The organism is Bradyrhizobium sp. CCGUVB23, assembly GCF_024199885.1.
Lineage (GTDB): Bacteria > Pseudomonadota > Alphaproteobacteria > Rhizobiales > Xanthobacteraceae > Bradyrhizobium.
Genome location: NZ_JANADQ010000002.1, coordinates 561,617 through 574,047 on the forward strand (window position 1 = coordinate 561,617; position 12,431 = coordinate 574,047).

Sequence of the window (12,431 nt, forward strand, 5' to 3'; positions counted from 1 at the left end):
CCAGGAGCTATGGGCCGAAAGTGAGGACTGGCCGCGCGAGGCCAAGGATGCCCGATGACGGGATCGGGCCGAAGTAGCGGGAATCATAGGAGCCTGCGAAATCGGAGTGGAGATAGAGCTCGCCGGCGGGAACGACGCCGCCGGCAAACGGCGCGAGAGGACGGCCGGCGGCATCGGCATGCTGGACCTCGGAATCGGGGAGCGGACGTCCGTCGATCGAGACCCGATTGGCCCCATAGACCTGTTGGCGGCCGATGGCGACGACGGTCTTGATGAGCGGGCTTAAGCCCCCGGCGCACAGTCCGCGCCGGATGTAGCCGCGCGCGAATGCGCGTTCGAACTCGGCCGTATGCGGTGGACAGATGAAGACGAGATCGCCGACGGCGGCCTCACGATCCAGCATCTCAATCCGCCACAGGCCGCGGGGATAACTTGGCGTCATGTTGACGCGCAGTCCGGCGCACCAGCCGGCGCAGGTCAGGGCAACAATGAGACCGGCGCCAGCCAACAGGATCATCACAGGCAAGCGTCGAGAGGTCATTTCAGGGTCTGTCCCTGGCGTTGGGCTAGACGCTCCGTCTCAGCCTGCTTGAGGGCCTGCGCGGTGCGCTCGCCGCTTGCGAGCTGCTGTGCTGCGCGCATGGTTGGCCAGGCTTCTTTCAGCTGCGCGCGCCGCGCCGAATCCATGCCGGCCGCCACCTTCTCGAAGGCCTGCCCGTTCGGCTCTTTAGCGGCGTTCGGCAGGAATGTGCGATCGCCAAAGCGCTCTGCGATGGCTGTGTTGAACCCGTCGATCTCGGCCTTCACCATCCGGTCCGCCAGCGCGAATTCGAGCGCGCTCGGCAGGTCGTTCCGGTCGATGGCGTCGCGCACGCGCTCAAGCACGCGGCGGGCATCGCGCGACAGAGCGGGGATCTCAATGGCGACGCGCTGCCGGATCGCGCGTTCCTCAGTCTCATGCTTGTGCTCAGCCTCGGCGCGAAGGCGTAAGTAACGCTCGATCTCGCGCTTGAGCGCGGGCACATTGGCCTCGGCGCGCTGACGCTCCTGTTTGTCGGCCTTGCGCGCCAGCAGGCCGACCTTCCCGCGCAGCGCTCCGAGGGATTCCGGGTTTGTGGCGAGACGGCCGATCGTCGAGGTTGCAGCAGTGGCATCCTTCAGCATGGCGTCGAAGTTCGTCGCGCGGAACGCGCGCTCGGGATCGGCAAAGACGACGCGGAAGCGAGTAGAGACGTCCTCCCACTGCTTCTTGATGGCGGGCTCACTGAGGATCCTGTCCTCGACGGTGTCGATGAGGGATTTGGGGAAGGTCGTCACGCCGGCGACCATGGGCTTCGCCTCCTTGTGTGCGGTGCTGATGATGAGCTTGCGACTGTCGACCAGGCCGAGTTTGTCGCCGAGCGCCCGCAGCCGACGCGCCACGTCGGCGAGGCGCTGCTTCTGGCGAACCGTCCAGCGCAGGCGGTCGTTCACCAGCGTGCGCGCCACCCTGACGATGTTCAGTCCGCGGTTCGCAGCGCATCGCGATAGAGAGCGCCGCGTTCCTAATCGAGGGTGGTCTCCTTCCCTCGGCGCTGCGACAGGATCGGGATCAGGCCACCGGCCTTCTGGAACGAACGCCGGCCGTAATAGAGCGCCACATCCTCACGATGCCGAGTCAGCGCGACATAGGTCAGGTGCTTGTCCAGGGACAGCGTTGCCAGCACCTTGACCCGGTCGACCGTCGCGCCTTGCGCCTTATGCACGGTCGTCGCATAGCCGTGGTCGATATTGCGATAGAAGCGCTGATCGACCTCGACGCGGCGGCGGCCCTCGCCCTCACCGATCTCGGCGACCAGGCGCGCTGGCCCGGCTTCCACGACCTTGCCGATCATGCCGTTTTTGACGCCGAGCGAGCCCTCGTTCTTCAGGAAGACGATCTGGTCGCCAGGCGCAAACCGGCGCTCGCCGTCCTCGGTTCGGAAGCCATATCCGTCTTCGACCAGCCCCCGCGCGACGAGCTTGGCCCGCGCCATGTCGTTCAGCGCGCGGACGTCGCGGCGCAGATGCGCCAGGATCAAGGTCGACTTGGACGGATCGTAGTCGCGGTTCCAATCGGCGATGAGACTGTCGATCGCCTGCGCCTTCAACTCCGAGTCGAACAGACGTCTATGATGGCGATAGGCGGACAGGGCCTGCGCCGTGCGGCCACGGGCAAGATCGAGCGATGCCTCGCGCATCCATTGCTGGCGCTGGCGATAGATCGTTTCGAGCTCGGCATAGCCGACGCGCTCGACGATTGCGCGAAACGCCGCCCCCGCTTCGATCGGCTGCAGCTGCTCGGGATCGCCGACCAGGACGAGCTTCGCTCCCGCCTTAGACGCTGTTTCGACGAACAGCGCCATCTGGCGCGAGGCGACCATGCCAGCCTCGTCCAGGACAAAAACCGTTCGATCATCGAGGCCGTCCCGACCGCTTTTCCAGCGCAACTCCCAGGAGGCTAGCGTGCGGGATTGGATGCCCGCCTCCTTCTCCAATCCCTCGGCCACCTTTCCCGCCAAGGCGCCGCCGACGATGCGATAACCGGCGGCCTCCCACATCTGCCGCGCAGCCCGCATCATCGTGGTCTTGCCCGCCCCCGCGCGACCAACAACCGCCGCAATCCGCTGCCCGGACCCAAGATGCGCAATGGCCGTGCGCTGCTCGGCCGAGAGGTTGGCGTTTCGCGCGGACACGGCCGCGACCATCTGTGCCTTCACGGCAAAAGCCGTGCTGCCGGAGAGGTGGACCGCCCGCCGCGCCATCTCGGATTCGAGCCGGATCAGCTCGCGTGTCGTATATTTCGCCGGCGCCCGCGCGCCCGTGGCGAAATCGATCTGTTCGCCTTCCAGCCGCAGCGCATCGGGGCTTTGCAGCACCCGCGCCATCAAGTGCTGAAACGTTCCGGCATCGTCGACATAGCGATGCAGGAGCTTGCCGACATCCCGCTCATCGAACACGCTCTTTTCCCGCGAGATCAGGTCGAGCACGATCTCCGGACGGCGCTGGATTCGTCTTAGCGTCTCGGCCCGGCTCTCCTCAAACACGCGCAGCCGTTCGAGGTCGGGATCGCGCCCCTCGCGCTGTGCCCGGCGCTGGATGGCCTTGGCCGCAACGCCGATATGGGGCATCGGCGCGACGTCGATGCCGCGCTCGGCGTAGGAGCGCCCATCGACCCGAATCTCATGACCGTTCAGAGCCAGATGCTGGTTCTGCAGGTCGAGCCAACCGTTGCGCTGCGCGAGGAACTCCTGCTTGTCCCCGGCCCAAAGCCGATAGGCGATCTTGCCGGATTGCATGCGCAGCGGCTGCCCATCTTCACCGATGACCGCGACCCGCTTTGGCCCGAATCCGTCCTCGGTGAGAGGCCGCAGCGTCGTCATCAGGTGGACATGCGGATTGCCCGGCTCGTCGTGATAGGCCCAGTCCGCGACCTGCCCGCGCGACAGCACCTGCTCGGCCACGAACTGGCGCATCAGCGCGATGTTCTGCTCAGGTGTCAACTCGACCGGCAGTGCGACGATGAACTCCTTGGCGAACTGGGCATCCGCCCGCTTCTCGAAGGCCTCGACCTTGTTCCAGAAAGCCTCCGACGCGCCCGCAACGGAGCGATCGGCGATCATGGTCCGGAGCCAGGCGGGCGCGTCGGCTGGCACCAGGAATTCCTCGTGAACCATCCCGCGCTTGCCCGAATAGTCGACGGTACGGCCCTCGGCCTCGAACGCCATTTTTGCGCAATGCCGGTAGGCGGCGGCCAGCACGGCGCTGCGGCCATCGCCGCGTCCGATGAGCTGGGGCGTGAAATGCGTGATAGCCACGACTGGAGCGATCCTTCGGACAAGTGAACATGCCGTTCGACGGGATCGGCCCCCCAATTCGGGGCGAGAAGCAGGACGTCGCGTCAGCGACGTATTACTGCGCCCTTAGACCGCTCCTTCGGAACGGCGGGATGATCTTCCAAAGCGTCGGCTTCGCCGACCCCGTTAATTACCCGGGTCGCGCTTTGCGCTCAGCCCGGCTTTCCTTCGGACGCTTCGCGGCAAGTTGAAAGGAAAGGTCTTTCGGAATGAAAAAGCCCTCGCGGCAGATCAGGGACGAAATCGCTCGGTTGCAGGATCAGCTGAGGCAGGCCGAAATCCGGGAGGCCGAGCGGATCGGCCGGATCGCACTGAAGGCCGGTATCGGGGAGTTCGAGGTCGACGAGGGGGCACTGCTGTCAGCGTTCGCGGAGATCGCCGAACGCTTTCGCAAGGGTGGTGGCTCCCGACCTGCGAACGCGCCTGCGACGGTCCCGACTGGCGCGTCTTCGGGCGTGGCTGAAAAGGGCTGAGCGCATGCGCAGGTTCGATGCCAATGATATCAGAAAGAAGGATACGCGGGAGAAGATCGAGCTTGGCGGCCTGATCGCCAAGGCCGGGCTGCGCTACGAGAAGCGCGCGCTGTTGCTGGGATTGCTGATCGATGCTTCGAACCGCTTACGCGGCAACGAAGCGGAACGCGAGCGCCTGACGGCGATCGGCGCGAAGGCGTTTGGTCATGAAGGGAAGTAAGATCGCGCTGGTGATCGCGCCGGCCGTGCTGATGGTGGGCCTATGCCTGGCCCTCACCGGCATCGAGGCGTGGCTTTCTAAGTTCGGGACCACGCCGACCGCGCGCCTGCTGCTCGGCCGGATCGGCATCGCCCTACCCTACTTCATAGCTGCGGCGATCGGCGTCGTCTTCCTGTTCGCGGCGGCGGGTGCGACGGCGGTCTGTTTCGCCGGCTGGAGCGTCGTGCTCGGCGGTCTCGTTGTGGTCGCGATCGCTGTCTCGCGCGAGATCACGCGCCTCCATTCCTTCGCCGATGCTCTGCCGGCCGGAGGCCGGCTTGTCGCCTATGCCGATTCCGCGACCGTCATCGGAGCGACGATCGCGGCGCTCGCGGTCGTGTTCGGGTTGCGCGTGGCCATGAGAGGCAATGCCGCCTTCGCGGCCGCTGAACCGCGCCGCATCCGCGGCCGGCGCGCCATCCATGGTGAGTCCGACTGGATGGCGATGACCGAGGCTGCACGGCTGTTCCCGGAGGCAGGCGGCATCGTGGTCGGGGAGCGCTATCGCGTCGACCGGGATGCAGTCGCCGACCAGTCCTTCCGCACTGAGGACGCCGAGACATGGGGCGCCGGCGGCAAATCTCCCCTACTCTGCTTCGACGCGTCCTTTGGCTCATCGCACGGCATCGTGTTTGCAGGGTCCGGCGGCTTCAAAACGGTATCCGTCACGGTGCCAACGGCGCTCAAATGGGGCAGCGGCCTCGTCGTCCTCGATCCCTCCAACGAGGTCGCGCCAATAGTAAGCGCGCACCGACGCGACGCAGGCCGGCAGGTCTTCGTGCTCGACCCGCGCTCGTCAGAGATCGGCTTCAATGTGCTCGACTGGATCGGCCAGCACGGCGCGACCAAGGAAGAGGACATTGCCGCCGTCGCCTCATGGATCATGACCGACAATCCGCGCCAGGGTTCCGCGCGGGACGACTTCTTTCGCGCCTCAGCCTTGCAGCTGCTGACGGCCCTGATCGCCGATGTCTGTCTGTCCGGTCATACGGACAGGAAAGATCAGCACTTGCGCCAGGTCCGCGCCAACCTGTCCGAGCCGGAGCCGAAGCTGCGCCAGCGGCTTCAGACGATCTACGACAACTCGGAATCGGAGTTCGTGAAGGAGAACGTCGCGCCGTTCATCGCCATGACCCCGGAGACTTTTAGCGGCGTCTACGCCAACGCCGTGAAGGAAACGCACTGGCTCTCTTACGCCAACTATGCCGCGCTGGTGTCGGGGTCGAGCTTCACGACGGCCGAGCTGGCGGAGGGCCGGACGGACGTCTTCATCAATCTCGACCTCAAGACGCTGGAGAACCACGCCGGCCTTGCCCGCGTCATCATCGGCGCCCTCCTTAACGCCATCTACAATCGCAATGGCGAAGCGACCGGCCGGACCCTGTTCCTGCTCGATGAGGTCGCTCGCCTCGGGTACTTACGCATTCTCGAGACGGCGCGCGACGCCGGTCGTAAGTACGGCATCACCCTCTTGATGCTCTATCAGTCGATCGGCCAAATGCGCGAGGCCTATGGCGGACGTGATGCCACCAGCAAGTGGTTCGAGAGCGCCTCCTGGATCTCCTTCGCGGCAATCAACGATCCCGAAACTGCCGACTACATCTCCAAGCGCTGCGGCGACACGACGGTCGAGGTTGATCAGTTGACTCGGTCCTCGCAGATGTCCGGTTCCTCCCAGACGCGGTCCAAACAGCTTGCGCGCCGCCCGCTGCTGCTGCCGCATGAGGTGCTGCGCATGCGGACCGACGAACAGATCATCTTCACGGCGGGCAACCCGCCGCTACGCTGCGGTCGCGCCATCTGGTTCCGGCGCGTCGACATGCGGGCCTGCGTCGGCGAGAACAGGTTCTACCGGCGAGAAGCAAGTAGCCGTCGCTGATGATCATGAAAGCGGCGATGGGGGGGGAAAGACGTGGCCGGCCTCCAACAGACCGGCCGGTTCCAAAGCAGAGAAAGAAGGGGCGTGCGGCGAAGCTAATATTGTCCGGGAACGGAAAGCCGAGACGGAGCGCATCCAGCAACGACAGCAACCGCGGGCTCAACGATCGGCTCGTTTGCGAGCCAGCGCTACCATGGCTACTACCGGCCGCCGCGCCTTGCGATAAGAAGCCATGTCCCCCGTGCAAAACCAACCTCGAACGTAGAGGTGACCGATCATTCCTTACATTGTCTCGGCCCTCAGTTTGAGGAAGACAGCCACGCTCCGACGCCCTCTGAACGCATGTGCAGATGCGCGCGCTGCTGCGCGGCTGGTCATAGGCCAACGAGCGCTGCGCGATGACGGTCCCCAGTCCGCAAGGCTATTAGAACCCGGCTTCAGTTGCGCTTGGGTCAAGGTTTCTTTGGCTGTTCAAAACGCACCACGATCAACGCGTTCCCCAGGGAGCTCATAGCTGCCCGATAAAAAAGGACGGACAAGTGATCGGACGCTTGCCATTGTCCAAAGGTGAATCCATAAGCCCCGCCAAATGTTCTAGACGGTGACTTCATCATCACCTCGCCCAGCGACCTGCATGCCGTCTATTTTTTGCCCGCTCAGCTCGACTTTGGCCGATTTATGCGGCGTAGGCGAGCGCATTCTCCATCCGGCGCCAGATATGGCGCGGAATTTCTATGCTGTCACGGCGCGGCCGGGACATGAAAGAAATCTGATGAGCCCATATTTGGCGTCGAACGGCGGCGATCGCATCGCTAAAGGTCAGGGTGGCTTTTGGATACCAAGCTGCGGTTCTGGGCTTCAGCTTTCGTGCCTTGGCGAGGTCGTGGGTCCATAGAGTGATGATGGAGTAGAGGCCGAGCAAAATCGGGGTGGAGCGCAGAATGGCTTTGTCCGACCACTGGCGCTGGGTCTCGACACTGAAATGGACCCGCGAAGCGGGACCGGTTGAACCGGCTTGTTAGTTGGAAACTGATCGCTCCTGATCCCTTTCTATCACGCAGCCAGAGATTCTGTCTGCTGCTGTTGCTGTGGGCATGTGGTCAACGCGTCAGCGTTGTCCACCATGTCCACAGCCTTCGCGGCCTGCATCCGTTCGCGCCAGACCGCCATCGGCGTGCGATAGCCGAGGGACTGATGAAGGCGACGATCGTTGTAGAAGGCGATCCAGCTCGCGATCCCTGCCTTGGCCTCGCGGCCGTCGGCATAGCCCTTGAGATAGATGTCCTCATGCTTGAGAGACCGCCACAGCCGCTCGATGAAGACGTTGTCCATCCAACGACCGCGGCCATCCATGGAGATCTTGATCTTTGCGGCCGCCAGCGCGCCGGTGAAGGCCACGCTGGTGAACTGGCTGCCCTGGTCGGTGTTGAAAATCTCCGGCGTGCCGTACTTCGCCAGCGCCTCTTCCAGAGCCGTCACGCAGAACGAGACCTCCATCGTATTCGATAACCGCCACGCCAGAACCGCACGGCTCGCCCAGTCGATGATGGCGACGAGATAGAGAAAGCCGCGGCCGATGGGCAGATACGTGATGTCGGCCGCCCATACCTGGTTCGGCCGGTCGATCGTCATGTTGCGCAGCAGATAGGGATAGATCTTGTGGCCCGGCGCCGGCTTTGTCGTGTTCGGCTTCGGTCCCAGCGCCGCGATGCCCATCTTGCGCATCAACCGCTGCACGCGCTTGCGATTGATCTGAAGCCCCTCAGTCTTCAGCATCGCGGTCATCCGCCGCGAGCCCAGGAATGGCCAGGCGGTGAACAGCTCGTCGATCCGCTGCATCAGGGCAAGGTCGTTGTCGTTGGCCGGCCGTGGCGGCCGGTAGACCCCAGAACGGGCGATGCCAAGCAACATGCATTGCCGGCGGATCGACAGCGCCTGGTCGGCGCGATCGAGCATTCCTCGACGGTCCGGCGTGCTCATCTTCCGGACCTCCGCGCTAAAAAATCGCGCTCGACTGTCAGTTGTCCAATCTTGGCGTGCAGCTTCTCGATCTCGCGTTCGCGCGTTTCCTCGCTCTCGCGCCCGACACCCGCGTCAAAAGCCCGGGCCGCCTGGTCCAGCAGCTGCTTCTTCCAGGCATAGATCTGGTTTGGGTGAACCTCATAGCGCTGGGCCAGATCGGCCACCGTCGCCTGCTCCCGCACGGCTTCCAGCGCGATCTTTGCCTTCAACGCCGCGTCGATCTTCCGTCGTGTCTTCTTCGTCATCATGCCCTCCGTCTATCAAACGGAGCGGCCCTTTTCCAACTTAGCCTCTGGTCCCAAAACCGGGGTCCATTTCACACCGAGGTGAGCGCGAACTTCCTCGAAGGTGACTTCGACCTGCCAGCGACTGACGAACCAAGCGAGGATGTCGCGGGGATGAGCGTTGAGATCGGTCGCCAGGAAAGCCTGTGGGTCGAGTTCGCCGGTTGGGTCGCGGACGAGCAGCCAGCGGATCGGCACCGGCGGAACACCGCCGCGATACCACAGCGCAGTGCCGGTTGCGATCTCGACGGTGCGATTGGTTCGGCCGTACCAGAGACTGACCCGATAACGCGTCCAGGACACGTTGCGATCCTTGAGGATGGCAGAGAGTTTTTTGTGGGGCTTGCCTCGAATTGGAGGGCGGCCACGAGCTTTGCGCTTTGGTCGGGGAAATTCGAACAGGTTGGCATCGAGGCGCAGGCGGGTGACGACGCAGACGTGCTTGCGGACTGCGGCAAGGAATTCGATGGCCGCAAAGGCGCTGTCGGCGACCAGTACGATATATCGATCGGGCAACCAGCGGCGGATTTGCCGGGCGGCCTGGCGGGCCCAATCGAGCAGCGTCTTGGGCGAGCGCGATTTGCCGTCATAGAAGCGTTTGGAGGGGGCGAGCAGCGTGAGGAAAGGCAGCGCCATGACGCGATCGGCCCACGGCACGCGCACCAGCAACATGGCAGAAAGCCAGCGCAGGCCGCTGGCTTTGACGAAGTGCCCCTTGGAGGAGCGCACCGGATCGCGATAGATGCCGCGGGCGCTGATCTTGGGCCCCCAGCGCCGCTCAATGGTGTCATCGAGCCCGATCACCACCGCCTCGCCGGCCGGCACGAAGACCTTGATCAGCAGGAGCAGCAGGTGGCCTGCCGCGGCCCGCGACGACCACGCCACTCGGTTGAGGACGCGATGGAAAGTACAGAAATCGCGATCGCGCTCCCGCCCTAAGATGCGCAGCGCCGCCGTGACAGTGCGCCGGCCGGGCGCCAGGATAACGCCGGCGAGCAGCGTCAGAACATTCAGCCAAGTGGGGCGTGTGAACAGATCGGTGAAGACGGCAAGCCGGGCCACAAAACGCGGCGGCAGCGGATCGCAAGAGCGGGGGAGAAGGCGGGCATGTTGCATCCCATCGGTAGAATCGGCACGATGAATCGCAGCAACCTCGTCCAGCTGCGACAAATTGAGTCGGCAAACCGATTCATCCTGGCCCGCGCGGCACCCATCGAGCACATTGAGCGCTATGGCAAAATCCGACCCAACGCTTGCCCAGATTGCTGCTCAGTTCACGCATCACGACATAGAAAAGAGCAGTGGCGGTTATTTAGTTATCAACCGTCGGACTTCAAATCCGGTCGCACGGCTGCGCCCCATTCCAGATACCGATCGCTTCGAGCTCTTCTACTGGTCGAACGTGAAGGGGCGCTGGACGACCTTTGGCAATATGGGGCGCATGAAACTCATGCTCACGAGCGCTCATGAAATCGTCGAGAACGATCCGATGTTCAGGGTTCCGCGTACAAGATGAACAAGTGTAAAATTGGCCAAAGTCAAGCTAAGAGCACGTCAGGCGTGATCTCTGCGTTGCGGAAGATGTGCCCACGCCCGGTTCTCACCCGAGTCGCGGTGGTGAAAAGCTTGATCGGTGAGCGTGCCAGACGCTCGAAATCAATGCTTTCAACCAACACCTTGCGTAGGGGATGGTAGCCTGTCGGATTAAGGTCGTAAGGTGACAACAGCCGCGACACGAGGTCGGTCAAGATGTATGCGGGAGACGTGTCTAGCGTCCAGCGACCCAATAGTCGGTCGAACGACGATCGCTGCAGTGGGCTGAAGGTCGCTGCGCGCGAGACACGGCGCCAGTACTCGTCAAGCGCCTGGCGAGCTCCCTCGGCGCCGCCTGCCGTCCATCCGTCGGCCAGGACCGCGGCATTGATCGTGCCGGCCGAGGTGCCGGAGATGGCAACGATCTCAAGCCATCTTTCTTCGAGGAGGCGATCGAGCACGCCCCAGGTGAACGCGCCATGCGAACCGCCGCCTTGAAGCGCAAGGTCGATCAGGAGTGGGGATCGGTTCATGGCGCTCAAGCGTTGGATGGCTGATACTTGGCGTATTGCCGAACTTGGATCCGAACTGGTGGTTTCCACGACGCCGACGGCCAGCCGGGCTGCGTCCGGACCATACCGCCGGTGGCCGTGATGGTGAGAATTGCTGCCAGTTCGAACGGAGCGTCGGAAAGGCTCATGTTTCGCTCTTTGCTTACGAATCTTGGCCTGGGGTCGGATCACGCGCCGGCCTCCACTTGCGGGACCTCCTGCTCATCCGTGCCGTCTCGTCGAGGCCTTTCCGCCCGCTGAAGTATATCAGTGCGATCAGTCCGGATCCGAACACGACCATCACGAGAGCGGTCAAACTCATAATGACGTTGCCGTACGGCGGCATCGCCGGGGTCGTGCGCCAGATCTGCAGGCAGTACCAAATCGAGGCGACGAGAAGTGCCGCCAGCATGACTATGAGAAACCATTGGGACTTGTTGCGCATAAGTGCTCCGCCCTGAGCGAGGGCTGGATAGGCTCCGCGATATGCCCTTCAATCGGCAGTCTCCGTGAACGGCCCTACCGCCAGCGGCAGATTCGACGGCCGCGATGCCACCAGCAAACCCAGCGGCGATGGCGGCGCGGCGGGGACCGTCCCCAACCCGGGTGGGGCGGCGGGCCCCATTGGGCCAACGTCATTCGGCTGGGGGACTTTTCGGCGCCGGATGATTGTGTGGAAATCGGTATCGCCTCTGCGCTCTCGATAAGATGAACACTGATTGCGCCGACCGCGACGGCGGCCAGGGCCCCCTGTGCGAGGCCAAGAATAGCACGGCGATTAAGAACGCTCATTTTCTACACCTCTTCAATAGCGGCAAGAAATCGGCTGCAGGCCGTTTCGTCTATGCGGTTAGGTCATCCCACGAAATTCGATAGGATCGTTCAGGATGATGCCGCGCCTTGCGGTTGCTCCCCGGTGAGGGGTTGCGCCGCCTTCGCGAGCGCATCGCGCAAAATTTGTTCTTTCGTCTCATTCAGGGACGTCTTGAGCACGACGCCACCGGCGTCTTGGATCTCCTTCAAAACCTTGTCCGCGGTCATGTTCTTGATCAGAACGAAAAGAGCGGCGTTTCCGGGTTCGAGCTTCGCAGACAACACCTTCATGAAAGCATCGTCGATGCCAAAATCCGTCAAGGCACCTCCGAGCGCTCCTGACGCTGCCCCTAGGGCGACACCGATGATGGGATTCAGAAAGATCATCCCGATGAGGAGGCCCCAGAAGCTGCCGGCCGCCGCGCCTATGGCCGTTGTGTTCACCAACTGGTTAAGTTTGATGGTACCCGAATCTGTCTTGACCGCAATCACGGCGTCGCCAAGGCTGATCAGATATTCCTTCTGGAGCCCGAGAAGCTGCTGACGCACCTTCTCGGCCGCCGCCTCGGTCGGGTACACGATTGCCACAAGATCAGACATGAAACTCTCCTCAGCGTTGTCGGCGGAGCCGCCCGCGGGCCAGACAACCGCTCAATAGTGGGAGTGCGAGCTTAAGCCGCGAGCCAGTGCATCCGAACAGCCCTGGGCTGCTGACGTGAATGAGCGAACCTGCCGTCTCGCA

9 protein-coding genes and 2 pseudogenes are annotated in these 12,431 nt (G+C 63.3%); 4 read left to right on the forward strand and 7 right to left on the reverse strand.

Translation table 11 applies throughout. From position 1 onward, the window contains the following. Positions 1–7: 7 nt before the first annotated feature. Positions 8–541, reverse strand: a complete 534-nt coding sequence (gene traF, locus NLN62_RS50770) for a conjugative transfer signal peptidase TraF (protein ID WP_254114197.1) — start codon at positions 539–541, stop codon at positions 8–10. Continuing rightward, positions 538–3,836: pseudogene (gene traA / locus NLN62_RS50775) on the reverse strand (Ti-type conjugative transfer relaxase TraA). Before traA ends, traF begins: the two are co-directional and overlap by 4 nt. Positions 3,837–4,084: 248 nt before the next feature. On the opposite strand from traA, the gene NLN62_RS50780 reads away from it, so the two are divergent. The 3 genes from NLN62_RS50780 to traG are packed head-to-tail and all read left to right on the forward strand — an operon-like array spanning position 4,085 to position 6,486. Then, complete coding sequence (locus NLN62_RS50780) at positions 4,085–4,348, forward strand: TraC family protein (protein WP_254114198.1); 264 nt, start codon at positions 4,085–4,087, stop codon at positions 4,346–4,348. Positions 4,349–4,352: 4 nt separating this feature from the next. Continuing rightward, positions 4,353–4,568 carry a type IV conjugative transfer system coupling protein TraD gene (traD, locus tag NLN62_RS50785; protein ID WP_254114199.1) on the forward strand — a complete coding sequence of 72 codons (216 nt, stop codon included), beginning with the start codon at positions 4,353–4,355 and terminating at the stop codon, positions 4,566–4,568. Next, complete coding sequence (gene traG, locus NLN62_RS50790; protein ID WP_254114200.1) at positions 4,555–6,486, forward strand: Ti-type conjugative transfer system protein TraG; 1,932 nt, start codon at positions 4,555–4,557, stop codon at positions 6,484–6,486. Before traD ends, traG begins: the two co-directional genes overlap by 14 nt. A gap of 1,053 nt (positions 6,487–7,539) precedes the next feature. Here the strand turns inward: traG and NLN62_RS50795 are convergent. Together NLN62_RS50795 and NLN62_RS50800 are read right to left on the reverse strand one after the other, a co-directional pair. After that, positions 7,540–8,753 (reverse strand): IS3 family transposase gene (locus NLN62_RS50795; protein WP_254107226.1). Its coding sequence is split into 2 segments (ribosomal slippage): positions 7,540–8,477 and positions 8,477–8,753, totalling 1,215 coding nucleotides; the frame shifts between segments, so codons are not numbered across the junction. 15 nt (positions 8,754–8,768) lie between these two features. After that, entirely contained in the window at positions 8,769–9,854 is a 1,086-nt protein-coding gene (locus NLN62_RS50800) for a transposase (protein WP_254114201.1), read from the reverse strand. Positions 9,855–10,023: 169 nt separating this feature from the next. On the opposite strand from NLN62_RS50800, the gene NLN62_RS50805 reads away from it, so the two are divergent. Then, on the forward strand, positions 10,024–10,308 hold the full coding sequence (locus NLN62_RS50805) for a hypothetical protein (RefSeq protein WP_254113946.1): 285 nt from the start codon (positions 10,024–10,026) through the stop codon (positions 10,306–10,308). Between the two features lie 25 nt (positions 10,309–10,333). Here the strand turns inward: NLN62_RS50805 and NLN62_RS50810 are convergent. The 3 genes and pseudogenes from NLN62_RS50810 to NLN62_RS50820 form a co-directional block, all read right to left on the reverse strand. Next, positions 10,334–10,858: pseudogene (locus tag NLN62_RS50810) on the reverse strand (patatin-like phospholipase family protein); the annotation flags it as partial. Positions 10,859–11,039: 181 nt separating this feature from the next. Next, complete coding sequence (locus NLN62_RS50815; protein WP_254114202.1) at positions 11,040–11,321, reverse strand: hypothetical protein; 282 nt, start codon at positions 11,319–11,321, stop codon at positions 11,040–11,042. Between the two features lie 437 nt (positions 11,322–11,758). Then, positions 11,759–12,289, reverse strand: a complete 531-nt coding sequence (locus NLN62_RS50820) for a DUF1269 domain-containing protein (protein WP_254114203.1) — start codon at positions 12,287–12,289, stop codon at positions 11,759–11,761. Positions 12,290–12,431: the final 142 nt, after the last annotated feature.

Coding starts and splice junctions, on each gene's coding strand:
- traF (WP_254114197.1), bottom strand. CDS start 541: ATGACCTCTCGACGCTTGCCTGTGATGATCCTGTTGGCTGGCGCCGGT.
- NLN62_RS50780 (WP_254114198.1), top strand. CDS start 4,085: ATGAAAAAGCCCTCGCGGCAGATCAGGGACGAAATCGCTCGGTTGCAG.
- traD (WP_254114199.1), top strand. CDS start 4,353: ATGCGCAGGTTCGATGCCAATGATATCAGAAAGAAGGATACGCGGGAG.
- traG (WP_254114200.1), top strand. CDS start 4,555: ATGAAGGGAAGTAAGATCGCGCTGGTGATCGCGCCGGCCGTGCTGATG.
- NLN62_RS50805 (WP_254113946.1), top strand. CDS start 10,024: ATGGCAAAATCCGACCCAACGCTTGCCCAGATTGCTGCTCAGTTCACG.
- NLN62_RS50815 (WP_254114202.1), bottom strand. CDS start 11,321: ATGCGCAACAAGTCCCAATGGTTTCTCATAGTCATGCTGGCGGCACTT.
- NLN62_RS50820 (WP_254114203.1), bottom strand. CDS start 12,289: ATGTCTGATCTTGTGGCAATCGTGTACCCGACCGAGGCGGCGGCCGAG.